Annotated in this window: 24 protein-coding genes and 6 tRNA genes; 1 reads left to right on the plus strand and 29 read right to left on the minus strand. The window is 29.9% G+C overall.

Features of this window, described 5'->3' with window-relative positions:
- Window positions 1-85: 85 nt before the first annotated feature.
- Entirely contained in the window at window positions 86-706 is a 621-nt protein-coding gene (locus ACWOBP_RS06775; protein ID WP_455338042.1) for a hypothetical protein, read from the plus strand.
- Between the two features lie 193 nt (window positions 707-899).
- Here ACWOBP_RS06775 and rpsI read toward each other — a convergent pair whose 3' ends face one another.
- The 29 genes from rpsI to ACWOBP_RS06920 form a co-directional block, all read right to left on the minus strand.
- Window positions 900-1,292: a 30S ribosomal protein S9 gene (gene rpsI / locus ACWOBP_RS06780; RefSeq protein ID WP_003145894.1), complete on the minus strand. Its 393-nt coding sequence runs from the start codon at window positions 1,290-1,292 to the stop codon at window positions 900-902.
- A gap of 19 nt (window positions 1,293-1,311) precedes the next feature.
- The gene (rplM, locus tag ACWOBP_RS06785; protein ID WP_003144827.1) at window positions 1,312-1,749 is read right to left on the minus strand and encodes a 50S ribosomal protein L13; all 438 of its coding nucleotides are present in this window, start codon (window positions 1,747-1,749) and stop codon (window positions 1,312-1,314) included.
- Between the two features lie 258 nt (window positions 1,750-2,007).
- A complete protein-coding gene (gene gltX / locus ACWOBP_RS06790; RefSeq protein ID WP_455338043.1) occupies window positions 2,008-3,471 on the minus strand; it encodes a glutamate--tRNA ligase in 1,464 nt (487 codons plus the stop codon).
- A gap of 208 nt (window positions 3,472-3,679) precedes the next feature.
- Window positions 3,680-5,539: an acyltransferase family protein gene (locus tag ACWOBP_RS06795; RefSeq protein WP_455338044.1), complete on the minus strand. Its 1,860-nt coding sequence runs from the start codon at window positions 5,537-5,539 to the stop codon at window positions 3,680-3,682.
- Window positions 5,540-5,550: 11 nt separating this feature from the next.
- The gene (locus ACWOBP_RS06800) at window positions 5,551-7,719 is read right to left on the minus strand and encodes a Tex family protein (RefSeq protein ID WP_455338045.1); all 2,169 of its coding nucleotides are present in this window, start codon (window positions 7,717-7,719) and stop codon (window positions 5,551-5,553) included.
- Window position 7,720: 1 nt separating this feature from the next.
- Window positions 7,721-8,851, minus strand: coding sequence for an alanine racemase (alr, locus tag ACWOBP_RS06805; RefSeq protein WP_455338046.1), 1,131 nt, complete (start codon window positions 8,849-8,851; stop codon window positions 7,721-7,723).
- Window positions 8,841-9,206 (minus strand): holo-ACP synthase, encoded by a 366-nt coding sequence (acpS, locus tag ACWOBP_RS06810; RefSeq protein WP_455338047.1) that lies wholly within the window; start codon window positions 9,204-9,206, stop codon window positions 8,841-8,843. Before acpS ends, alr begins: the two co-directional genes overlap by 11 nt.
- Before the next feature lie 224 nt (window positions 9,207-9,430).
- Window positions 9,431-10,156, minus strand: coding sequence for a zinc metallopeptidase (locus ACWOBP_RS06815; protein WP_455338048.1), 726 nt, complete (start codon window positions 10,154-10,156; stop codon window positions 9,431-9,433).
- Window positions 10,157-10,386: 230 nt separating this feature from the next.
- Window positions 10,387-11,694, minus strand: coding sequence for a ribosome biogenesis GTPase Der (gene der / locus ACWOBP_RS06820; RefSeq protein WP_299323406.1), 1,308 nt, complete (start codon window positions 11,692-11,694; stop codon window positions 10,387-10,389).
- 156 nt (window positions 11,695-11,850) lie between these two features.
- Entirely contained in the window at window positions 11,851-13,059 is a 1,209-nt protein-coding gene (gene rpsA / locus ACWOBP_RS06825; protein WP_455338049.1) for a 30S ribosomal protein S1, read from the minus strand.
- A gap of 81 nt (window positions 13,060-13,140) precedes the next feature.
- The gene (gene trmD / locus ACWOBP_RS06830; protein ID WP_060913888.1) at window positions 13,141-13,872 is read right to left on the minus strand and encodes a tRNA (guanosine(37)-N1)-methyltransferase TrmD; all 732 of its coding nucleotides are present in this window, start codon (window positions 13,870-13,872) and stop codon (window positions 13,141-13,143) included.
- Entirely contained in the window at window positions 13,872-14,381 is a 510-nt protein-coding gene (rimM, locus tag ACWOBP_RS06835; RefSeq protein ID WP_455338050.1) for a ribosome maturation factor RimM, read from the minus strand. Before rimM ends, trmD begins: the two co-directional genes overlap by 1 nt.
- Before the next feature lie 31 nt (window positions 14,382-14,412).
- Complete coding sequence (locus ACWOBP_RS06840) at window positions 14,413-15,972, minus strand: PhnE/PtxC family ABC transporter permease (protein ID WP_455338051.1); 1,560 nt, start codon at window positions 15,970-15,972, stop codon at window positions 14,413-14,415.
- A complete protein-coding gene (gene phnC, locus ACWOBP_RS06845; RefSeq protein WP_455338052.1) occupies window positions 15,947-16,684 on the minus strand; it encodes a phosphonate ABC transporter ATP-binding protein in 738 nt (245 codons plus the stop codon). The genes ACWOBP_RS06840 and phnC overlap by 26 nt, the downstream gene beginning before the upstream one ends.
- A gap of 211 nt (window positions 16,685-16,895) precedes the next feature.
- On the minus strand, window positions 16,896-17,243 hold the full coding sequence (locus ACWOBP_RS06850) for a thioredoxin (RefSeq protein WP_455338053.1): 348 nt from the start codon (window positions 17,241-17,243) through the stop codon (window positions 16,896-16,898).
- A gap of 135 nt (window positions 17,244-17,378) precedes the next feature.
- Window positions 17,379-17,454 (minus strand) — tRNA-His (locus ACWOBP_RS06855).
- Window positions 17,455-17,480: 26 nt separating this feature from the next.
- A tRNA-Phe gene (locus ACWOBP_RS06860) sits at window positions 17,481-17,553 on the minus strand.
- Between the two features lie 5 nt (window positions 17,554-17,558).
- Window positions 17,559-17,634, minus strand: a tRNA-Asp gene (locus ACWOBP_RS06865).
- A 30-nt stretch (window positions 17,635-17,664) separates the two neighbouring features.
- Window positions 17,665-17,739: transfer RNA gene (locus ACWOBP_RS06870), tRNA-Glu, on the minus strand.
- A gap of 10 nt (window positions 17,740-17,749) precedes the next feature.
- Window positions 17,750-17,837, minus strand: a tRNA-Ser gene (locus ACWOBP_RS06875).
- 2 nt (window positions 17,838-17,839) lie between these two features.
- A tRNA-Asn gene (locus ACWOBP_RS06880) sits at window positions 17,840-17,913 on the minus strand.
- Window positions 17,914-18,112: 199 nt separating this feature from the next.
- Entirely contained in the window at window positions 18,113-18,997 is an 885-nt protein-coding gene (locus ACWOBP_RS06885) for a phosphate/phosphite/phosphonate ABC transporter substrate-binding protein (RefSeq protein WP_455338054.1), read from the minus strand.
- 136 nt (window positions 18,998-19,133) lie between these two features.
- Window positions 19,134-19,904 carry a YlmH family RNA-binding protein gene (locus ACWOBP_RS06890; RefSeq protein ID WP_455338055.1) on the minus strand — a complete coding sequence of 257 codons (771 nt, stop codon included), beginning with the start codon at window positions 19,902-19,904 and terminating at the stop codon, window positions 19,134-19,136.
- Window positions 19,905-19,908: 4 nt separating this feature from the next.
- Window positions 19,909-20,190 carry a YggT family protein gene (locus ACWOBP_RS06895; protein WP_455338056.1) on the minus strand — a complete coding sequence of 94 codons (282 nt, stop codon included), beginning with the start codon at window positions 20,188-20,190 and terminating at the stop codon, window positions 19,909-19,911.
- Between the two features lies 1 nt (window position 20,191).
- Window positions 20,192-20,611, minus strand: a complete 420-nt coding sequence (locus ACWOBP_RS06900; protein WP_455338057.1) for a cell division protein SepF — start codon at window positions 20,609-20,611, stop codon at window positions 20,192-20,194.
- Between the two features lie 266 nt (window positions 20,612-20,877).
- Complete coding sequence (locus ACWOBP_RS06905) at window positions 20,878-22,026, minus strand: AI-2E family transporter (RefSeq protein WP_455338058.1); 1,149 nt, start codon at window positions 22,024-22,026, stop codon at window positions 20,878-20,880.
- Window positions 22,027-22,046: 20 nt separating this feature from the next.
- A complete protein-coding gene (locus ACWOBP_RS06910; RefSeq protein ID WP_455338059.1) occupies window positions 22,047-22,253 on the minus strand; it encodes a DUF1146 family protein in 207 nt (68 codons plus the stop codon).
- Window positions 22,254-22,275: 22 nt separating this feature from the next.
- Window positions 22,276-23,229, minus strand: coding sequence for a magnesium/cobalt transporter CorA (gene corA, locus ACWOBP_RS06915; RefSeq protein ID WP_455338060.1), 954 nt, complete (start codon window positions 23,227-23,229; stop codon window positions 22,276-22,278).
- A gap of 68 nt (window positions 23,230-23,297) precedes the next feature.
- A complete protein-coding gene (locus ACWOBP_RS06920; protein WP_455338061.1) occupies window positions 23,298-24,053 on the minus strand; it encodes a TrmH family RNA methyltransferase in 756 nt (251 codons plus the stop codon).
- Window positions 24,054-24,088: the final 35 nt, after the last annotated feature.

A 24,088-nucleotide genomic window follows, 5' to 3' on the forward strand; every position in this document is an offset into this window, starting at 1 on the left:
TATTAAATCTAATATTACACTATTGTAAATAGATGAAAAGATATGTATAATATAAATTGTGTTAAATTTAAGGAGGTATAATTGAATGAGTTATATATTAACAGTTAAATATCCTAAACAAGAAGTTATTGAAGATGGAAAAGAATCTGTTACAAATGTAAAAGAAAACATTGAAGATGCTACAGTAGAACAGCTACTAGAAAAATATCAAGAATTTCAACGTGTGGGATATGATATTAAAGTCAATTTTGTAACTTCTGATGTTTACGATGAATTTGATGTTTTCAAAATGGCAGAAATTTTCGATCTTAATGCTATAGATTACAGTGCAAAATTAAAATTTATCAATGGATCAAATAAAGGATCCCATGACTATATCAGTAATCTAGCTAAACTTTTTGATCGTTATACATTTGATTATGATATCGCAATAAAATTAAAAATCAATGAGAAATCAGAAATCGATTTCCAAAATGAAGATACTTGGTTTGGTGAAACACCAATTTATCAAATAAATCCAAAGATTAAAGTAAAAGATGCAAAATTATTTAAAAATTTATACGATGAATTGAATGAAATAGCTCAAGTAAGCGCAGAAATTAAACCTAAAAAAATTGAAGAAAAAATACTTCTCTTATCATTAGATAATTATCCATCTGGAACTGAAGTAGTTTTCACTTTAAAAGATTCAGAGATTTACGAATAATATATTAATTTAAAATACTTGAAAATTATTATAAATATAATGATTTTTCAAGTATTTTTTCTTAAAATGGATTACTTGTATTTTCTAGTTAGCTACATCATTAATTTTTTTAATTTCACCTCTCAATTTTCATAAAAAAAGACACCAGAGAAAGTTCTCTGATGTCTTGACGTAATTTGGTATAAGACCAATATTAACGTTTTGAGAATTGAGGAGCACGTCTCGCACCACGAAGACCGTATTTTTTACGTTCTTTCATACGAGGGTCACGAGTTAGTAATCCTGCTGGTTTTAAGTCTTTACGGTATTCTGGGTTTACTTCTAGTAAAGCACGTGCAATTCCGTGACGGATTGCTTGAGCTTGTCCTGTGTATCCTCCACCGTTAACGTTAACTAAAACGTCATAGTTACCTGTAGTAGATGTAACTTCTAAAGGTTGCATTAAGTCTAATACTAATGATTCTAATGGTAAGTATTCACGCATTTCTCTGTTGTTGATAACAACTTTCCCTGTTCCAGGTACTAATCTTACACGTGCTACTGAGCTTTTACGGCGTCCTGTACCGCGATATTCTACTTGTGCCATTTAATTATTTCCTCCTATATTATCCACGTAATTCGTATTTTTCTGGTTTTTGTGCTGCGTGTGGGTGTTCAGCTCCACGGTAAACGTGAAGTTTCATTCCTTGAGCTCTACCTAAAGTATTTTTTGGTAACATACCTTTGATAGATAGTTCTAAAAGTTCTTCTGGATATTTTTCTACCATTAATCCAGCAGTTCTTTCTTTTAACCCACCTGGGTGCATTGTGTGACGACGGTAAATTTTATCAGTTAATTTTTTACCAGTTAACACAATTTTCTCAGCGTTGATAATGATAACATTATCCCCAGTATCGATGTGTGGTGTATAAGTAGGTTTGTGTTTTCCTCTTAAAATTGAAGCTACCTCTGATGATAAGCGACCTAAAGTTTGTCCTTCAGCATCGATTACATACCATTTTTTTTCTACAGTTGATGGCTTTGCCATATATGTTTGACGCATGTCTTTTTTCCTCCTAGATGTTGTTTTTAATCTGTCATAACGACTAAGTTTTCCGGGGCTTACTCGTGAAGATATATAAACAATATCATAAGTAATAATACCTTATTTAACGATAAATGTCAAGATATTTTCTTTACTTTTATTTATATTTCTCTATCTTTTTTCGCCCTGAAAAATTAAAATTAAGAGCTACTCTAAAATTTAGTAATTCTAACTTATTTCACCCTTAATCTTTCGTTATTTTTTTCTTAATTTATACTATTTAATTGTTTCTAATGCAGCTTTTACTCTAGCAGCCACACGTTCTTTACCAAGTAATTCTAAACTTGTGTTTAATTCTGGACCGTGCATTGATCCTGTTGATGCGATACGGATCGGCATAAATAAGTTTTTACCTTTTACCCCTGTATCTTTTTGAATTGCTTTGATTAAAGCTTTGATGTTATCAGCTGTGAATTCTTCTACTTCAGTAACTTTTGTTAAGAAATCTTCGAATACTGTTGCTGTAGTTTCTTGTTTTAAGATTTCTAATTCTTCTTCATCGAATTTAACATCTTCTACAAAGAATTGTTTTGTTAACTCAACAATTTCAGCTCCGTAACTCATTTGTGGTTGGTATAATGAAATTAATTTTTCAAACCAAGCTTTATTAGCTTCTACTTCTTCAGCTGTCGCTACACCTTCTTTAATGAAGAATGGTAATGATAAATCTACGATTCTTTCTAAAGGTTGAGCTTTGATGTATTGGTTATTAATCCAAGTAAGTTTATTGTTATCGAAGAACGCAGGTGATTTACTTAGACGTTTTTCATCAAAAATTTTCACGAATTCTTCTTTAGAGAAGATTTCTTGTTCACCTTCTGGAGACCATCCTAATAAAGCGATAAAGTTAAATAATGCTTCTGGCAGGTATCCTAATTCATCGTATTGTTCGATAAATTGAATAATACTTTCATCACGTTTTGATAATTTTTTCTTATTTTCATTTACGATTAGAGTCATGTGACCAAATCTCGGTGGTTCAAATCCTAATGCTTCATATACAACAAGTTGTTTTGGTGTATTAGAAACGTGGTCATCTCCACGTAATACATGAGAAATTTTCATTAAGTAGTCATCGATAACAACAGCGAAGTTGTACGTTGCTACTCCATCATTTTTAACGATTACGAAATCGCCAAAGTCATGCCCTTCGAATGATAATTCACCTTTAACCATATCGTTAAATTTGTATGTTCTGTCTTGAGGAACACGGATACGGATAGCAGGTTTTCTACCTTCTTTTTCAAAAGCTTCTTGCTCTTCTTTTGTTAAGTTAGCATGTTTTCCACTGTAACGCGGTGGTAATCCGTTAGCAATTTGCTCTTCTCTTTCAGCTTCTAATTCTTCAGCTGTCATGTAGCATTTATAAGCTTTATCTTCTGCGATAAGTTGATCAGCATATTTTTGGTAAATATCGATTCTCTCAGATTGACGGTATGGGCCAAATTCTTTTTCTTTTCCAATACCTTCATCATAATCTAGACCTAACCAGTTCATGTATTTAAGCTGGCTACGTTCACCTTCTTCTTTATTACGTTTGAAGTCCGTATCTTCAATTCTTAATACGAAATCTCCACCGTTATGTTTAGCAAAAAGGTAATTAAATAATGCAGTTCTTGCATTTCCGATATGTAAATTTCCTGTTGGAGATGGTGCATATCTTACTCTTACTTTTGTCATAGTTATCTCCTTTTTTATTATTAAATAAATTATAATACTAAGATATTATATCACAAACTATATTGATATTTCAACGAAAGTTAAATATTTCAAACAGAATTGATACTTTAATTTCATAATATTTTAATCAAATCTATTATCAAATACTAATTCTTTTATAAATAAAAGAACTAAATAGCATTTTACTACTTAGTTCTCTAAATTATTTTTAATTTTCTTTAATTTCCACTGGGCGTTTTAAGTTTTTCTCTATTAATGTTACCATTTCAGCTATACCAGTTTGATTTAAGTGAACTCTATCTGGTTCGAATAAATCCTTAGTGCTATTTGCCACTGAATACCAATCAATAAGTTTAACATTTGAATGCTTTTCTTGCGCTTCTTTTAATGCTGTATTTACCGTTTTTTCCCAAGCTCTTGGTACTTTAATATTAACGAAGTAAATATCAGCTTTATCGAACTCTTTTACTAATTCTTCAATTTGACTTTCTGTAAATGGACCATTAGTTCCTAATTGGAAAATTATCGCTGAATTTTCATTATTGTATTTAGAATAGCTTTTCGCCTCTTCTACTGCTACATATAATTGACGTCCAATTTTCCCATCAATAACAGCTCCTGGATATAGTTCTTGGAATTTTTCTCCAATATCAACTGTCAATGAATCTCCCATTACCAATACTGAACTATATTTCTTATCAGAATTATTTTTATCATCTTTATTCTCTTTGTTATCTTTGTTAAAATCACTAGATTTTTCTTGGTTATTATCTTTATTATTTCCGTTATTTACAAACTGAGTTTCTTTATTAGTTTCCATTTCTTTTACAAAAGCTGTAGAAATAAATGGAACACTTTTCCCAAAAATACCCATTAAGAATAATATTGAAACTACTCCAACAATACCTACATAAATATTACGAGATTTTCTAGATCGTTTTCTTATTTTTTTGAAAATAATATTTATGTAATTTATAAATCCTAATTTTCTTATCGGAGTTTCAACAAATACATAACTCATAATTGCTAAAACAAATGTTAAAATTATTCTTAGAATAACGAAGAATATGTTTGGATTACCAATCTCTGATACCGGAGTTGTTAGTACTAATACTGGAAAGTGCCATAAGTATAAACTATATGAGATTTTCCCAATAAACACAATAGGTTTAAATGATAATAATTTAGACATTAATGTGTGTTGTTTACCACTACTAATAATAACAATTAAACCTAATATAGCTACAAGAAGAAATCCACCTCTATATAACCATGTATTATACTCAGATGTGTAAATCATAACAGTTATTAATCCTGCAATAGAAACTAGTGAAAGTATACTGTAAATCATATTTTGTTGAGGGGTTACCTTAGAATGTAATCTTTCCATAGGATATAATATTGCTCCTACTACTCCTACAAGCAGAGAAAATGCTCTTGTATCAGTTCCAAAATAAATTCTACTAATATTGTTTATATCAAATAAAAGAATATGAGCTATTAATGATACTAATATTAACCCAAGAACAACATATAAAAAGTTCTTATTTAATTTATACGTTCCATCTTTTGATTTTTTCTTTCCATTGACTAATAAAAATAGCAATGGAAAAATCATATAAAATTGCTCTTCTATTGCTAAAGACCATAAATGTTTAAATGGACTTTGCGCACCGAAGCTATCAAAATAGTCAAGCTTATGGAATATATACCACCAGTTACTAGAGTATATATAACCAAATATAGCATCTAGATGACTTTTTCGAAGTAGAACTTCATTAAAAAGCACCATTACTACTAATCCAACCGTTATCATAAAGTAAACGGCTGGTAACAGACGTCTAGCCCTTCTTATATAGAAGTTATATAAATTTACAGTCCCTGTTTTTCTGAATTCTTTTATAATTAATGAACTAATTAAATATCCTGATAAAACAAAAAATAAATCAACCCCCAAAAATCCACCCGGTAGGTAATTTACATCAACATGATAAATAATAACGGCTAATACTGCCAATGCCCTCAAACTATCTATACTTGGAAGGTATTTTGATTTGTTATTACTCATTTTTACCTCCTTTAATCTTTAAACATTGCTAGTGCAACACGTCCTCGTTCTTTATCTATGTCTATTACATAAACATCTACGATTTGACCTACACTAAGAACATCAAGTGGATTTTTTATATAATTTTTACTAATTTTTGAAATATGCACCATAGCATCTTGTTTTAAACCAATATCAATAAATGCTCCAAACTGCGTAATATTTCTAACAGTACCTGCTAGTTTCACACCAACTTGAAGATCATCGATAGTTAGAATATCAGATTTTAACAACGGCTTAGCAAATGATTCACGTTCATCTCGTAGCGGTTGTTTTAAATCTTTAATTATATCTTCTAATGTTTCAAGTCCAACACCGATTTTTTCTGCTAGGGCTTTTTTATCTACTCCGTCTATTGTAGTAGCAAACTCTTCTGTTCCTACTTCTTTAGTAGATAGTTTCAGCTCTTTTAGTAAATTCTCTGCAGCTTTATAGCTTTCTGGGTGAATACCCGTAGCATCGAAAATATTTTTACTATCTGGAATTCTAAAGAATCCTACACATTGTTCGAATGTCTTTTTACCAAGTCTTGGTACTTTGGCTATTTCTTTAATTGTTTCTATTTTTCCATTTTCTTGACGATACGCTACGATATTTTTAGCGATTTGTTTATTAACACCTGAAACATATGATAGTAGCGAAACAGATGCGGTATTAACATTTACCCCTACTTTGTTAACCGCAGTTTCTACTACGAAAGTAAGCTCTTTTTCTAAAAACTTAGGAGTAATATCGTGTTGGTATTGTCCTACACCGATTGATTTAGGATCAATTTTTACAAGTTCACTTAATGGATCTTGGATACGACGTGCTATAGATACAGCACTTCTTTCTTCTACATTAAAGTCTGGGAATTCTTCACGTGCTACTTCACTAGCCGAGTACACACTCGCTCCCGCTTCATTTACGATAACATAGTCAATTTTTAATCCTGCTTCTTTTAAATTATCTACTACGAATTTCTCAGTTTCACGAGATGCAGTACCATTACCAATCGCTATTAAATTAATATTATGTCTATTAATAAATTTTATTAAGTCTTTTTTAGATTTTTCTTGTTTATCTGCTGAAGCTGGTTTATGCGGATATATTACCATTTTATCTATAAAGTTACCATATTCATCAACAATTGCCATCTTACAACCTGTTCTAAATGCAGGGTCAATTCCTAAAACTTTTTTATTTTTTAGTGGACTTTGCATTAATAGTTGTTTTAAGTTTTCTGAGAAGATAACAACAGAATCTTCCTCAGCTTTTTTTGTCAAATCACTACGAATCTCTCTTTCAATTGATGGATAAATTAACCTCTTCATACTATCAGCTATACATTCTAGTAGCAAGTTACTAATAGCAGTCTGACGATTTTTTGTCAAACCACGTAGTATATAGTTATGTAATCTGTCTTTATCATTTTCGATACTTACACGAATTATACCTTCTTTTTCAGCTCTGTTTAATGCAAGAATTCTGTGCGAAGCAATTTTCGAAATTTGTTCTCCAAACTCATAGTAATTTTTATAAGTAGCAGTTTCGTCTTTTTCTTCTCCACCCTTTTTAAGTACTGAAGTAATTTGACCGAATTTTCTAGTGTTTTCAAGTACGTATTCACGATATTTAGCACTATCAGAAATATTTTCTGCAATAATATCTAATGCATAGTTAATTGCTTCTTCAGCTGTATTAACCTCTTTTTCAGCATTTATATACTTAGCAGCTTCTTTATTCAAATCTTCTAATGATTTAGGAAGTTTCAGAATATAATTAGCTAGTTTCTCTAAACCTTTTTCTTTAGCTATCGTAGCCTTAGTACGTTTTTTCTCTTTAAACGGACGATATAGATCTTCTACCCTTTGTAATTTTTCTTGAGCTAAAATATCTTTTTTTAGTTCATCTGTAAGTAGACCTTTTTCTGAAATTAATCTAATTACCTCTTCTTTTCTTTCTTCAAGTGATTTTAGATAATTAAATTCATCTTGAATTTGTTTAATAGCAACTTCATCTAGAGAATTTGTTAGTTCTTTTCTATACCTTGCAATAAAAGCAATTGTATTTCCTTCTTCTAGTAAGTTTAATACATTCACTATATACTTATCTTGTATTTTTAACTTAGTTGCTAAGTTTTTTGTAATTTTCTCGTACATTTTATAACTCCATTTTATTTTTATAATAAACTCTTGGAACACGTTTATTTATACAACAGAATATTTCATAACTTATTGTATCTTGATATGTAGCAAAATCATCGACTGATATTTTTTGGCCATTATTCTCTCCAAAAATTAAAACATCGTCTCCTACTTTTATGCTTTCACTACAACGTACCATAAGTTGATCCATACAAACACGTCCTACTATCTCACAATTTTCTGAACCTACTTTAATCTTGAACCCTTGAGCTCTCCTTAAAATGCCATCAGCATAGCCTACAGGTATTGTTGCGATATACTCATCTTCTTTAGCCTCGTAACTTATCCCATACCCTAACCTTTGTCCTTTTGAAAATTTCTTAACATGAGTTACTTTACTAACTAACGAAGCTACCGATTCTAATTTTATCTTATCTAGTTTTTCTATATTTTCACTAGGATAACAACCATATAAGGTAATACCTATTCTAGAAAGATTATATTGATCTTCTCTGTCACTATATTTTACTGTTCCTGCTGAGTTCTCAATATGAATGTATTTGGGTTTGTGCGTGAAAACTTTAATACTTCTTTCGAAGTTTTCTGTCTGATAATTATCATAATTATCATTCTCTCCATCAGCATTTGAATAATGAGAGAAAATCCCTTCGAAATCTATTTTTTCTGAAGCCAATAAGTTATTAATTTCTTCTAATTCTTCTAATTCAGATGCTCCAATCCTTCCCATTCCGGTATCAATTTTCACATGTATTTTTAATTTTTTATCGAATCCCTGTATTTGTAATAAAGCATCTTCTAACCACTCTCTTGATGGACATGTTAAAGATATATTATTTTCTACAGCATATTTAACATTTAGAGGATTTATTACCCCTAATACAAGAATCATGCTGTCTTTAATTATATCTTTTAATTCTAGCGCTTCTTCTAATGTTGCAGTTGCAAAGTGCCTAACCCCATTTTCATAAAGATGTCTCGCAATAACTTTTGCACCAAGTCCATATGAATCTGCTTTAACAACTGCTAACCCGATTTTTTCAATATTAAGACTATTTAGCTTATTATAATTATTAAGTAGTGCATCTAAATCTACTCTAAGTTTTGTCGGTCTATCTTTAATTATCATTATTATCCCCCTTCTCTAAAACAACAAATGCCACAACCGTTGTATCAGTATGGCTAATTGTAAGATGTGTTTTAAAATTTTTGTAATCAATATAAGGTTTCCCCTTATCATCTTTTTTCACTTCGACATCATGAAAAGAAAATTCCTTAGAAATTCCAACTCCTAGCGCCTTTGATGTTGCCTCTTTAACAGCAAAACGACTAGCCAAGTATTCCATTTTTCTTCTATGATTCATTATTTTATAAAATTCATTTAACTCATTTTTTGTATATAATTTTTCAAGTCGCTTTTTGTCATCGATATATTTCTCAAAACGATGAATATCGACAATATCACAACCAATTCCGTAAATCATTTATTACCTCTTTATTATATAGTCTTACAATATTATATCATTAATAGAGATATTATGAAAGAAATAATGGCTTGATATTTTCCTTTATTATTTATATAAGTTTAGCTATTTTTTATATTTCCAATAGATATAGTTAAGTAAAACTTTGATATTAAAAATAATTAAAAATGTGCACATTATAAAACAAAAAAGATTGCCAATTTCCATTGACAATCCATTATTCATTAATCTCTATTATTACTATTTAATAATATGAAGACGAATCTTAACATCTCCATTAAAGCTACAACTGCTGCTGCAACATAAGTTAAAGCTGCTGCCGTTAGAACTTTACGACAGTGTCTGTGTTCTTGATCATCCACGATGTTTAAGTCAACCACTTGTTCTAATGCACGTTTCGAAGCATCGAACTCTACTGGTAATGTCACTACTTGGAATAGTACTGCAAATAACATAAATCCTACTCCAATCCAAGCAACAGTATAACCGAATTGCCCAATTAATCCTGTTAATAAGAATCCTACCATAATAAGAATTGTTGATAAGTTCCCTCCAAGATTAGCTAATGGTACTAATGAGTGTCTCCATCTCATTGGTTTATAGTCTGCTACTTTATCTTGAATAACGTGACCAATTTCGTGAGCTGCTATCGCTACTGATGCAACTGTCGGTTGATCATGAACAATAGGTGAAAGTACTACAATATTATTAGTTGGATCGTAGTGATCTGATAACTCAACCTCACCTCTTACTACTTTAACACCTGTTATTCCATTTGCTTGCATTATAATTTCTGCAACTTCTTTTCCAGTTAATCCTGATTTTGTTCTTACTTTTTTATATCTTTCGTATGTTCTTTTTACCTTAAATTGAGCCCATAAAGGAATCAGCATAATTAGTAAAAAGTAAAGTATATAACTTCCTGACATTCCATAATATCCTAATGGCATATAGATTACCTCCTAATTAGTAAAGTATATAGAAAGAATTATACCACGTTCTAAAGTTATTTGCTAGTATTTTGACTAAATTTTACCATTGATAATTCAAGTAATTAATTTCCATTATTTTCATTTTGTTTTCATATTATTTATTAGATGTATTTAAAATTTTCTACATAAAAATACGATCCAAAAGTTTATTTACTTCTAGATCGTATAATAATATCTTCGTCTTATTATTAGTTCCTTTGACGAGCTAATAGCTTAATAGGAGTTCCTTCAAAATTAAATGAATCACGAATTCTATTTTCTAAAAATCTCTCATAAGAGAAATGCATAAGCTCTGGATAATTCACGAAGAACACGAATGTCGGTGGATTAATAGCAACTTGTGATGCATAAAAAATATTAAGTCTCTTACCTTTATCTTGAGGAGTTGGATTCATAGAAACAGCATCAACAACGATTTCATTAAGTGTTGAACTTTGAATACGACGTTGTCTATTTTCATATGATTCTTTAATTAACGGGAAGATGTTAAATACACGTTGTTTTGTTTTCGCTGAAACATAGATAATTTTAGCATAGTCTAAGTAAGCAAAACTATCACGAATTTTTTCATCAAATTCTTTCATCGTCTTATCATCTTTAGCAATTGCATCCCATTTATTAACAACGATGATTACACCTTTTCCAGATTCGTGTGCATATCCTGCAACTTTTTTGTCTTGTTCAATAATACCTTCTTCAGCATTAAGAACCACTAAGACCACATCTGAACGTTCGATAGCTTTTAGAGAACGAAGTACTGAATACTTCTCACAGCTCTCATATACTTTACCACGTTTTCTAATACCAGCTGTATCGATTACTACATACTCATCTCCATTGTGTTTGAAATCAGTATCGATTGCATCACGTGTAGTTCCGGCAATATCAGATGCAATAACACGTTCTTCACCTAAAATCGTATTAATTAAACTAGATTTACCTACATTAGGACGACCGATAAGAGAGAATCTAATCTTGTCATCTTCTTCCTCTTCTTCTAGTACTTTAAAGTTTTTACAAACTTCATCAAGTAAATCACCGATACCTAATCCATGAGATCCAGAAATTGGGAATGGATCACCAAATCCTAATGAATAGAAATCATAAATCATATGATTCATATCAAAGTTATCAATTTTGTTTACTGCAAGTACAACTGGTTTATCTGTTTTATAAAGTAATCTAGCAACTTCTTCATCATCACTAGTTACTCCATCACGACCATTTGTTAAGAAAATAATAACATCTGCTTCGTCGATTGCTAATTCAGCTTGTGCTCTTATTTGTTTTTGGAAAGGAGTATCTTCTAATTCAATTCCTCCAGTATCTATCATAAAGAATGAGTAATTTAACCATTCTGCTTTTGAGTATATTCTATCACGAGTAACACCTGCTACGTCTTCTACAATAGATAATCTATCACCAATAATTTTATTAAAAATTGTAGATTTACCGACGTTTGGTCTACCTATTATCGCAACTGTTGGTTTTGCCATGTTTTTACCTCCATATCTGTCAATATTTTTAGCTAAAATAGCGAAAGTTATATAGTTAAAATCCACATTTCAACTAAAATTCACTATTTATTTCTACCTAAAAAATAAAAGCAATAGACAAGCTATCTACTGCCTTTATTTCTTTATTTTTTCAAATTAAAGTTCGATATCTTTAAATTTGTCCCCTAGATTGAATGAAGTATCTTCATCTTTTAAGTAAGAAGTATCGTACTCAGCTTCTTCCTTAACTTCTTCTTTAACTGGTTTTTCTAATAGTTCTTTGATTGATAAAGACAATCTTTCGCTTTCGAAATCAAATTCTAAAACTTTTACATTTACTTTATCACCTTTTTTAAGAACGTCTTCTACGTTTGTAACTCTTTCGTGAGAAATTTGAGAAATGTGAACTAATCCTTCAACATCTGGTAATACTTCAACAAATGCTCCAAATGCAGTTGTGTTACGAACAACACCTTCTAATAGATCTCCAGCTTTAATTGTAGCACGAGCTACTTCCCATTGTGTTGGTAATAAAGTTTTAGCTGAAAGTGAAACTTTTTCATTTTCTTTGTCTACAGCGATAACTGCAACTTTAATAGTGTCTCCAACTGATAATACGTCAGCAACTTTTTCTACACGAGCGTGAGAAATTTCTGAGATGTGTAATAATCCATCAACTTCACCGATGTTAACGAATGCTCCAAAGTCAGTAATACGACTAACTTTACCTTCGATTACATCACCTTCATTAATATTTCCATAAACTTCAGCTAATTTTTTAGCTTTTTCTTCTTCTAAGATTACACGTCTATTTAAGATAATTTTGTTTTTAGATTTATCTACTTCTTCAATTTTGAATGTGTATTCATTTCCTACAAATTTAGATAAATCTTTTCTGAATTTAGTGTCAATGTATGAACCTGGGATAAATGCACGTAATCCCTCTACATCAGCTAATAATCCACCTTTAGTTTGTCCAGAAACTGTTGCTTGAATTAATTCTCCGTTTTCGAATTTTTCAATAATTCCAGTCCATGATAATTCCATTAATTTTTTATATTCAGCATTTTCTAAAATTTTGTGAGATAAGTAGATTACACCAGGTACATCTTCTGATCTTTTTTCACGGTCTGCTCTAATTCCAGTTACTTGAGCTTCTACTTCATCACCAACTGATAATACGTCTTCAATGTTTTCAAATGGCTTTCTAGTAATTTGGTTACGTAAAATTACGCAGTCATATTGAGCTCCTGCTACATCAACGTATACTTTATCGTTATCGATTTTAGATACTGTACCAGTTACTTTATCTCCTTTTTTCAGCATTTCTGAGCTATTTAATAATTCCTCAAATGAAGTTGTCATTACTTCTAATCCTCCTGTGCTTACAATACATACTATATTAATATTATACATCAAAAATACAGTTATGTCATTTATTTTACGTTAATTTTTTAATTCTTTTTTTATTTCATCAAGTAATTTGGCTTCTTCTTTACTTAATTCATAGTTTTCCAGTAGATCTGGTCGTCTAGTCAATGTTCTTCGTAAACTTTCTTTTTTTCTGTAAGTTTCTATATTTTTATGGTGCCCACTTGTCAATACATCAGGAACCACCATTCCTTTATAGTCCTTTGGTCGTGTATATTGAGGATATTCTAATAATCCCGTTGAGAATGAATCATCCTTGTGAGATTCTTCCTTCCCTAGGACATCCGGAACAAGACGCGCTATACTATCAACCATTGTCATTGCAGCGAATTCTCCACCTGTTAAAATAAAATCACCAATCGATAATTCATCTGTTACTAAGTACTCTCTAATTCTTTCATCATAACCTTCGTAGTGACCACAGATGAAAATCAAGTGTTCTTCTTCAGAAAGTTCCTCTGCTTTTTTCTGACTGAATCTTTCACCTTGTGGACACAGTAAAATTATTCGTGTTTTATCGGTTTTATCTAAACTCTCAACAGCATTAAATATCGGTTCTGGTTTTAATACCATCCCCTGACCTCCACCAAATGGATAATCGTCTACTTGGTTATGTTTATTTCCAGAAAATTTACGATAATCGACTATATTTATATCCAATAACTTATTATCTTTTGCTTTTCCTAAGATTGAATGATTTAATGAATCAAACATATCTGGAAACAGCGTTAATATATCAATCTTCATTAGTCAATTAACCCTTCCATAACTTCGATATCAATTCTTTTATTAGCAACATCTATTTTTTTAACCACATCTTCAATGTAAGGTATTAAAATTTCTTTACCATTTTCTGCTTTTATTACCCATACATCATTTGCGCCAGGTGTAAGGATCTCAACTACCTCACCTAGTGATTTACTATTTTCATCAAACACCTCGCATCCGATAATTTCATGGAAATAAAACTCATTTTCTTCAAGTTCTCCGATATTATCAGAATCGATTTTGATTTGTAGATTTTTAAATTTTTCTGCTTCTTCAATTGTATCAATTCCTACAAATTTTACTAGAAGATTATTTTTATGAGTTCTGTAGCTTTCTACAACTACTTCTTTAACAACTTGATTTCCTCTAGTTATTAATAATTCGCTCCCTTTTTTAAAACGTTGTTCTTCAAAGTCAGTTGATGAAATTACTTTCACCTCTCCTTTTAAAGAATGAGTATTAACAATTTTTCCTACTTTTAGACGCATCTATTTCTCCTTGTTTTAATATTTTCTTTAATTATTTTTTCACTCTCATTCTAATAAAGTATGAGATATTTTCTATAATAATTATCGATAACGATAAACCAATTAATAATGTTGAAATTCTATTCCAATTTCTATATTCTATATTATTTACAAGCAAATGTCCAATACCACCTGCACCAACCATGCCTAAAATAGTTGAATTTTTGATATTTGATTCAAATCTATATAAAACTATAGTAACGAATTCAGGGAAGTATCCATTAAATATTATCTTAACATAACTAATAAAACTTCCAAGCCCTAGACTTTTTGTCATTAGTAATACATTGTTATTAATTCCTTCTAATACCTCATTATACATTTTCGTCATAACACCAACTGTATAAATATATAATGCAAAGAAACTACTAATTGCACCTGGTCCAAATCCTCTGAAAAATATTAATGCCACTATTATCGGTGGAAATGTTCTTAATATATTGATAAAGACTTTTACACCTAATGCTTTATACTTACCAAAAAGATTCACCGATGATAAATAAGATGTAAATATAGCTGTTATAGCCGCAAAAATCGTCGCACTAAATGCAATTTCTATACTAATAAACAGCTCGCTAAGCATTTTTGGAACATATGCTAAATCAGGATTTATAATCCCTTTAGCTAGCACATTTAACTGTTTTAATCCTATGAAAAATCTCTCTTGTGATATGTTAATGAAATTAGTAACATATAGTATACTTCCTACTATAACAACAGGAATACCAAATTTTACTAGATTTCTTCTAAGCATAAACTTTTCAAAAGTTAATTGAGAGGTATTCTGTAAATTTCTAAAATAATAACTTACTAGATCAATTACGAAGATTAAAATAACAAGAGTAATAATTATTATAGAAACTCTATCATATCTTAAGTGATTTAGTTCTTGCCATAATCTTTGACCTATTCCACCTGCTCCTACTAATCCTAAAACACTTGCTCCACGTATACTTGATTCCAAAGTTAAAAAGTATACCGAGATAACTTGGGGCTTAAGATTAGATAAAATCGCATTTTTATAGATAATAAATTTTGAAGCTCCTAATGATTCCATAGCCTCTAGCTGTTTAATCTCAACTTCTTCAGCATATTCTTTCAATAGCTTAGCTGATGTTAGAATATTTATTAAATAAATACTCACAAAACCACTAAATACTCCAGTACTAAATAAACTTACTAAGATTGCAGCAATTATTAGAAATGGCATTGTTCTGAAAACAGAGAATACCGCACTAAATATTTTTGGAATTATCTTAAGTTTAAATAGTACATTAGTTAGTATTGGTAGTAATATTAACGTTGTGCATAAAGCTAATATTGATGAAAATAGAGCAATATTAATTGTTTCTATAATCGGTTGTTTCAATTCAGGTAAAATAGAAAAATCAACAGGATACATGCGTCCCAGAAGATTCTGTATCCTTTTAAATCCTAATGAAAAAGTCTTTGTATCATATTGGCTATATGCAATAAAAATAATCAAAACAATAAAAGCCAATGAAGCTAACTTCGTTATAGATTTTTTAATTATAAAGTTCTTCAAATTCATCTTTAGTCACCTTCTCAGAATCTTTATAAAATAAAACTTTTCCATCCTTTAATCCTAAAATCTTCGTACTATATTTTTTCGCAAGATTAACATCGTGAAGATTTATAAGTACTGTTATTCCTTTTTCTACATTTAATTTTTTAAATGTATCCATTATAAGAGTCGTATTTTTTTCATCTAAGCTACTTACAGGTTCATCAGCTAGTAGAATTTTTGGATTTTGTGCTAATGCTTTAGCTATAGCAACCCTTTGTTTTTGACCACCTGATAAATACTTAGACTTTTTAAAAGCTTCATCTCCTAGTCCAACTTGCTTTAGGAAATCAACACCCTCATTATATTCTTTTTTTGTATATCCTAATAAAAGACCCATGACAGATTTTTTTACTAAATAAGGTGTCAAAACATTTTCAACTGTATATAAATTATCTAGTACATTATAATCTTGAAATATAAAAGCAATATCTCTTCTTAATAGTTTCAATTTTGCCCTATTAAAATTAACTATATTTTCGTCAGAAATAATAATTTCACCAGATTTAGGTTTATTTAACAAGTTTAAACACCTTAACAACGTAGATTTCCCTGCACCACTTTTACCAACGACTGCAATAAAATCCCCATTTGAAACCTCAAATGATATATCATTTAAAATGTTTTTCACGCCGTAGTTAAACACTAGATTCTTAACTTCTAACTTCTCACTTTTCACTCTATCACCTCATTATTCTATAATGATTTATATGCATTACTATCCATTATAGTTAGTAAAATTTTATAATTACTATTATATCACTTAACATAGTATTTTTCAGTATTTTAATATTATATTTTCTTTAATATTTTACAGCCTTAATTTTTATCTTAATATTTCTATATCAAAATAAAAAAACTCGCCTACTTAAAATAGACGAGTATAAAAATTATTTAATAAATGCAATAATTTCTTCTACAGATAAGCTAGAATCACATACAACTTTGACTTCACCAGCTTCAGCAACTAGTAAACCAGGTACAGTTCTTACAGAGTATTTTGAACGTAATGATTCAATTCCTGAAGCATCAGAAAAATCTTCAGAGTTAATGAAGAACGCTTCTACATTATTAGAAGCTACAACTTCACTAATTTTCGGCATGAATTTTCTACAAAATGGGCATGAAGATCTTCCAATAAATAATACGAATTTTTCTTTTGATTCAATTTTTTCTAATGCAGTTTTTGAATCAATTACTTTAAAGTTCTCTAAGTGTTGTTCGAATGTTTTTTCCATGATTTTAATCTCCTAATATTTTATAGATACTATTTTACTCCTCTTTTTTAAATTATGCTAATATTTTGCTTACAAAAGTAAACAAAAAAGAAGTAATGTACAGTTACACTACTTCTTCACTCTAATTCAAAAAAATGGGGCGGCTGAGGGGAATCGAACCCCCGAATGTCGGAACCACAATCCGATGCGTTAACCACTTCGCCACAGCCGCCAAAATAGTAAGATAAAATAAAAAAATGCCTTGAGACAGAGTCGAACTGCCGACACATGGAGCTTCAATCCATTGCTCTACCAACTGAGCTATCAAGGCAATAATGGCGGTCCCGACGGGAATCGAACCCGCGATCTCCTGCGTGACAGGCAGGCGTGATAACCGCTACACCACGGGACCTAACTCTTATTCTCAATGTATTAATTCAAATGGTGACCCGTACGGGATTCGAACCCGTGTTACCGCCGTGAAAGGGCGGTGTCTTAACCACTTGACCAACGGGCCAATAAAAAAACGGAGCAGGAGGGATTTGAACCCTCGCGCCGGTTTCCCGACCTACACCCTTAGCAGGGGCGCCTCTTCAGCCTCTTGAGTACTACTCCAACTCCACAGGCAGGACTCGAACCTGCGACCCTCTGATTAACAGTCAGATGCTACTACCAACTGAGCTACTGTGGATAAATATTTGTGTTCCTAACGAACAATATTTATTATACAAAAGTATTAACATAATGTCAATACTTTTGTATAACTTTTTTTCTGTTTTTTAATTTCTATTTTAAATAAACTTCTAAAACGTTGATATATCAAGATTTATCACTTAATAAAAATATTGTTTTTTTGAAAAATATTTAAACTTATTTTCTATTTAACCTTATTATTTAACTTTATTTAAGTCTATATTCATTTTTTCAGAGATTTTTTCTATAGCTTTATATGCATCATTATTTGGTTCTTCAAAACCTGTAATACTAAATAAATTTGTTAAAATTTGTAGTGTTTCTTTATCATTTTGAATATCCAATAGCGCTTGTTTAACTTTTTTCTGCATTTCTTCATCAAGATTGTTTGATGCAACCACCGTTACTCCTGGTATTAATTCACTTTTAGCGATAACTTTAACATCCTCTTTTAATGTTGGAAATTCTTTTGTATATTTTCTTATGACATTTTCATAACTTGCTACTGCATCAACATCTTTATTTAATAATAATTGTAAACTTTTATCATGTCCGCCACTAAATTGATACTGAATATCTTTTTCTAAATCAATACCAGCTTCTTTTAGCATTGCTCCTGCATATATATACCCAGAAGCTGAAGATGGATCAACAAAAGCTATTTTCTTACCTTTTAAATCCGCTATACTTTTTATGTCAGAATCTTTTCTAACAAATACTTCTGCAAAGTAACCAGGTTTACCACTCGTACTTCTTCCCACAAGAAGGTTTTTTGTATTACTTTGCTTATTAGAAAGAACTGCTGAGAACGGTGGAACTAATCCAAAATCAACACTTCCACTTCCTATTCCTTCTATAACTCCTATATAGCTACTTGCCGTAAACACTTCGACCTTCATCCCTAATTTATCGCCCAATGCTTTTGCAAATGGTGTCAGGTCATCTACTAGCTTTTCACTATTACTACTAGGCACTACACCTAATTTTAAAACTTTTTCTTCTTTCGTTGTACTCTTTTGAGAACATCCAATTAAAGAAAATACCAATAAAAAAGAAAAAATAGTTAATAATATTTTTTTCATTTTACCTACCTCATATTTATATATATATTTTGTTTTATACCACAAAGTATATCACAAAATTTACTTTAACAAAATGAAAACGCTCATAAAAATTTAACAACAAAAAAATAACTAGTATTTCTTATACTAGCTATTTTTAAATTAATTTTGAAATTGTTATTCTATATTTTAAACTTTTTTTATTTTGACTATAATCTTTTACTACGAATCTCCCATACTTTCTAATAGAAATAATGTCCTCTGTATCACATGTTTTCTCTCCATTTCTTAAAACAACATGGTTTAGTTTAATGAAATCTTGTTCTAAAAATTCTTTTACCTTGCTACGAGATTTATTAGTAATCTTCGCTACTATTGAATCAATTCTAAAGGATGAACTAATTATTTCAAAGTCTTCATACTTTTTTTTGATAGTCACATCAGAAAGATCAACTCTTTCAAAATTTAAGCTTACCCTTCCTGCTTTTGTGAATTCCATTGAGATAAAATCCGCAATTTCTTCATCAACAAAAATAAAAACTTCATCTTCTAAAACAATGATATCACCAAATCTATTAAAATTAATACCAAGATTATGAATAGCTCCTAAAATATTTCTATGTTCTACTTTATTGAATTTATTATTAAATTTCGCTTTTAAACAAACAATGTCAAAATCTACATCATAATATTCATTAGAAATAATCTTAGCTTTTTTTCTTTCAGCATCATTAAAACCACCAAAAAATTCAACTTTAAAGTCACTATAGTTATACGATACTATTTGACTTAGAATCACTTGTTCAAAATTTGTTAAGAATTTTGTAACAGTGTTACGATTCTCCACAAAACTAACACTTTGTAGTAATTTCTCAGCTACTTCTCTATGCTCAGCAGATGCTTGCTGTAAAAAATTCAATTTCCTCATGACACTAATTTGTTTTAAATAATAATGTTATTATAATATTTTCTATAATACTTAATACTATAAGTGCAGCTACTGGTGAAATATCTAACATTCCTAATGGTGGAATTATTTTTCTAAAGAATTTTAAATATGGTTCACAAATAGCTTCAAGAAATTCTACAATAAAATTATTTTTTATTTGTGGTACCCAAGAAGTTAAAATATAAGCTAACAAGCTATATTCATAAAAGTTAAAAAGATATTTTACGAATTTATATACCCAAAAATATTCTGTAATATTTAGCAAATTAATACTCTCCTTCGTAAAAGTCTCCTGAAACTTCAACACCATTAGGAACACATAAATAAATATCTTCACCTATTGTTTTTAATCTAGCTCCTAATGCATAAATTCCGCCAGAAATGAAATCTAATAATCTGTCTGATGTTTCAACATCTAATTTACTTAAATTTATAATTACTACTTTGTTTCGCTTAATGTCATCTACAATATCCTTGCTATCAGCAAAAACTAATGGTTCTGTTAATATAACATTACTAGTTCTTCCTGTTGATTGGTTTTGTACATTTTGTTTAGTTACCACTGAATTCTCCTTTTTTATCGGTTTTGGCTTAGGTTGTTCTTGTCTCACTTCTTCTTTTTCTACTACTTCTTCAAAATCATCTTCTCCTACAAAAAGATTATTGAACTTTTTCATCATATTCATATTCTCAAACCTCAATTACTAATATTTAACTATATCATTATAGCATGTAAGTGATGATTTATAAAGTAATAAGTAACAAACACTTTCAAAACTTTTTTTGATAGTAACGTTATTTTCTTCGGTTTACATATTGTTCATTAATTTTAAAGTAGATATATTTTTTATATTTTCTTAATCTTATACCTCTTTATATATTTTAAAAAAATTTTACTCTACTAAAAAATAAAAAAAACTCTAGATTTAAACTCTAGAGCTTCTTATTAACTTTATCCATAAAATTTATTATATCTATCTTTTATTGAAAGTAATAATTTTCCTATTAAAACTTTCAAGATAGAATATACAGGTATCCCTAGAATAGCTCCCACTACACCTGCAATATTAACTCCTATAAGAATTACAAAGATAACAGTAAGCGGATGCATATTCATGCTTCTTCCCATTATATTAGGTGAAATAATATTCCCTTCTAAAAACTGAACAATTCCCCAAACAACAAGCATCTTAACAACCATGACCCAGCTTGTTGAAGCTGCTACTAACATTGCAGGTGTAATTGCGATAACAGGTCCTAGGTAAGGGACTATACTTAAGAATGCAGCTATAGTAGCTAATGAGAAAGCATAGTGTAAACCTATTACATTATAACCTATAAATAACATAATACCTATGCATAGTGATACTAGCATTTGCCCCTGAATATACGACCCAACTTTTTCATCAATTTCATCAATAGTATCAGCTACTGGTTGTTCAAGTTTTTTCGGTAGTAAACTGATTACAAACTTGTTAAAATGTGATGCATCTTTTAATAAGAAAAATAACACAAATGGCATAGTAACTAAAACTGAAGCAGTAGAAGAAATAGATGATACTACCCCTTGTGCAATAGATGTAGCAATACTAACTAGTTTTTCACTAATTTTAGAAACATTAAGATTATTATTAACATATTCTACAACTACCTGTACGTACGCATTATCTGAATATGTTTCTAAGTAACCTTTAACTATCTCAATATATCTAGGTAATGCAGTTATTAAATTCTGTGTTTGTTCCACAATAATAGGAACTACTCCAATAATTACAATAAGTATAGTAATTATACCAACGAATATCGCAAGTAAACTTCCTATAAACCTAGACATTTTCTTCTCAAAAAAATTCACCAATGGATTCAACATGTAGTAAAATACATACGCAACTATAATCGGTGTAATAATGCTTGAAATTATCGTATTAATTGGTGTAAAAATATACGATATTTCTGTATAAAGATAAATAGCTATACCCAAAAGAATAATTATTAATAGTATATAAATTATAAATTTACCACCAATAAAAGCTAATAATTTATCTTCACGTGACTTTTCACTCCTTGTTTCTTTTTTATTTTTTTTTAATTCTTTATCCATACAATTTCCTTTCTAATGAATTATCTTACAATAGTTAAAGATAATTCATAAATTGTAATAATGGTCATATATGCAATATATCCTAGTGCAAAAGAAACTAACATTACGAAAACTTTTATTTCTCTCGTACTATTTTTTTTGAAAAACTTCACAAAATCAATTCGTATCATTGAGAAATTTGCAAGTAATATCATAAAAAATAAGATCATTAATTTAAAAATATTCATTATTCCAACCTTTTTGACAATGTTATTTAAACATATCAAGCCAACCTTTTTTCTTGAAGAACCATAGCATACCAAATGCTATACCAAACATTATAGCAACAACGATATAATACCCATATTGCCATTCTAATTCTGGCATATACTTAAAGTTCATACCATACCATCCTACTATGAAGGTCAACGGTAAGAAAATTGTAGATATAACCGTTAATATCATCATAATATTATTAGATTTAAGTGAGTTGTATGTCATAAAGTTCTCACGAATATCACTAGCTAACTCACGGTTTGCCTCAATTATCTCTGTCTGTTGAACAAGGTCATCATAGATATCATGGAAGTATTTTCTATCATTATCTGTCATTTCTACACGACGCGAAACTAAGAATCTGTGTAGAACCTCACGCATTGGTCTTAGACCACGACGAAGCTTTAATAAATCTCCTCTTAATTCAAAAACCTCATCCATAATTTTACTACCTGATTTATAAAAATCGGTTTCTTCTATCTCATCAAGACGATTTTCAATTTTAGAAATTATCGGGATATACCCTTCTACAATTTCCGACACTAACATGTGCATCACATGTAGTGGAGAGTACTCCGATCCACGTTGTAAGATTTTTGGAACTATTTTATTTACGTAACGTATGTGTGAGAGGTGGAACGTTACTATATAGTTCTTTCCAACAAACATATTTAAAGTCTCATAATCTGAATCAATATTTTTAAGGACATGCGATACTAAAAATATTTGTTGTCTTGAAATTTCAATTTTTGGTCTTTGTAAAAGTGTTAAACAGTCTTCAATTAAAAGTTCGTGAAACTTGAAGAATGTTGTAAGCAATTGTATTTCACTTCGTGTTGGCGTATCAAAATCAACCCAATACCAAGCTATGTCTTGCTCTTTTAGTCTTTCTAAACTAACGTCAGTAAGGATATCACCTTTTTTGTCTACTGCAATAGTTTTTAACATTAGATTTCACCTCTCTCATTATTTTCACATTTACCATAATACCACACTTATAAAAAATAGTAAATTTATTATTTTAAATTAGTAGAAATATAATGCATTACAATCCCTGCTGCAATGGATACATTTAAACTCTCGGCTCTTCCAGGCATTGCAATTTTAAGTAGATTATTTACTTTTGATAATATTTCTTCACTAACTCCCGCACCTTCATTCCCAAAGACAACTGCAACTTTTCCTGTAATATTATCTAATTGTTCTATATATTTATCCGCTTTTAGACTAGTAGCAAAAATATTGAAATTACTCATTTTATCAATTAACTCAACTAAATCTATATTATCAAAACAATCTAAATGAAAGTTGCTACCTTGTGTACTTCGAATAACTTTTTGGCCATATAAACTTGTCGTTCCTTTTCCCAGAATAATGCAATCAAAATTAAAGGCGTCTGCTGTTCTGATAATTGTTCCTAAGTTTCCTGGATCTTGAACCTTATCTAAGATTAGAACTTTACTATAATTGTTAATATCTAACTCTTTTTTATCAATACGGCATACCGCTATAATCCCTTGCGTAGTTATCGTATCAGATATACTTTTCATGACACTATCAGTGACTTTTATTAAATCGCCAGTGAAAGAATCAACTATACTATAGTCATCAAAACTCTCAGAAATTACTATTTCCTCTACTACTCTTGCTTTTAACGCTTCTTCTACCAGATGTTTTCCTTCTATTAAATACCTACCATATTTTTTTATATTTCTATTTTCTTTTAATTTCTGAATATCTTTTATCTTTTTATTTCCAATCGATGTAATCATTTTATCTCCAATTAATACATTTTATATTTTTAGCG

This window comes from Gemella parahaemolysans (genome assembly GCF_053758945.1).

What these genes read in the sequence shown, in the direction of transcription:
- ACWOBP_RS06775 (WP_455338042.1), top strand. Translation starts at nt 86, where the DNA reads ATGAGTTATATATTAACAGTTAAATATCCTAAACAAGAAGTTATTGAA.
- rpsI (WP_003145894.1), bottom strand. Translation starts at nt 1,292, where the DNA reads ATGGCACAAGTAGAATATCGCGGTACAGGACGCCGTAAAAGCTCAGTA.
- rplM (WP_003144827.1), bottom strand. Translation starts at nt 1,749, where the DNA reads ATGCGTCAAACATATATGGCAAAGCCATCAACTGTAGAAAAAAAATGG.
- gltX (WP_455338043.1), bottom strand. Translation starts at nt 3,471, where the DNA reads ATGACAAAAGTAAGAGTAAGATATGCACCATCTCCAACAGGAAATTTA.
- ACWOBP_RS06795 (WP_455338044.1), bottom strand. Translation starts at nt 5,539, where the DNA reads ATGAGTAATAACAAATCAAAATACCTTCCAAGTATAGATAGTTTGAGG.
- ACWOBP_RS06800 (WP_455338045.1), bottom strand. Translation starts at nt 7,719, where the DNA reads ATGTACGAGAAAATTACAAAAAACTTAGCAACTAAGTTAAAAATACAA.
- alr (WP_455338046.1), bottom strand. Translation starts at nt 8,851, where the DNA reads ATGATAATTAAAGATAGACCGACAAAACTTAGAGTAGATTTAGATGCA.
- acpS (WP_455338047.1), bottom strand. Translation starts at nt 9,206, where the DNA reads ATGATTTACGGAATTGGTTGTGATATTGTCGATATTCATCGTTTTGAG.
- ACWOBP_RS06815 (WP_455338048.1), bottom strand. Translation starts at nt 10,156, where the DNA reads ATGCCATTAGGATATTATGGAATGTCAGGAAGTTATATACTTTACTTT.
- der (WP_299323406.1), bottom strand. Translation starts at nt 11,694, where the DNA reads ATGGCAAAACCAACAGTTGCGATAATAGGTAGACCAAACGTCGGTAAA.
- rpsA (WP_455338049.1), bottom strand. Translation starts at nt 13,059, where the DNA reads ATGACAACTTCATTTGAGGAATTATTAAATAGCTCAGAAATGCTGAAA.
- trmD (WP_060913888.1), bottom strand. Translation starts at nt 13,872, where the DNA reads ATGAAGATTGATATATTAACGCTGTTTCCAGATATGTTTGATTCATTA.
- rimM (WP_455338050.1), bottom strand. Translation starts at nt 14,381, where the DNA reads ATGCGTCTAAAAGTAGGAAAAATTGTTAATACTCATTCTTTAAAAGGA.
- ACWOBP_RS06840 (WP_455338051.1), bottom strand. Translation starts at nt 15,972, where the DNA reads ATGAATTTGAAGAACTTTATAATTAAAAAATCTATAACGAAGTTAGCT.
- ACWOBP_RS06850 (WP_455338053.1), bottom strand. Translation starts at nt 17,243, where the DNA reads ATGGAAAAAACATTCGAACAACACTTAGAGAACTTTAAAGTAATTGAT.
- ACWOBP_RS06885 (WP_455338054.1), bottom strand. Translation starts at nt 18,997, where the DNA reads ATGAAAAAAATATTATTAACTATTTTTTCTTTTTTATTGGTATTTTCT.
- ACWOBP_RS06890 (WP_455338055.1), bottom strand. Translation starts at nt 19,904, where the DNA reads ATGAGGAAATTGAATTTTTTACAGCAAGCATCTGCTGAGCATAGAGAA.
- ACWOBP_RS06900 (WP_455338057.1), bottom strand. Translation starts at nt 20,611, where the DNA reads ATGAATATGATGAAAAAGTTCAATAATCTTTTTGTAGGAGAAGATGAT.
- ACWOBP_RS06905 (WP_455338058.1), bottom strand. Translation starts at nt 22,026, where the DNA reads ATGGATAAAGAATTAAAAAAAAATAAAAAAGAAACAAGGAGTGAAAAG.
- ACWOBP_RS06910 (WP_455338059.1), bottom strand. Translation starts at nt 22,253, where the DNA reads ATGAATATTTTTAAATTAATGATCTTATTTTTTATGATATTACTTGCA.
- corA (WP_455338060.1), bottom strand. Translation starts at nt 23,229, where the DNA reads ATGTTAAAAACTATTGCAGTAGACAAAAAAGGTGATATCCTTACTGAC.
- ACWOBP_RS06920 (WP_455338061.1), bottom strand. Translation starts at nt 24,053, where the DNA reads ATGATTACATCGATTGGAAATAAAAAGATAAAAGATATTCAGAAATTA.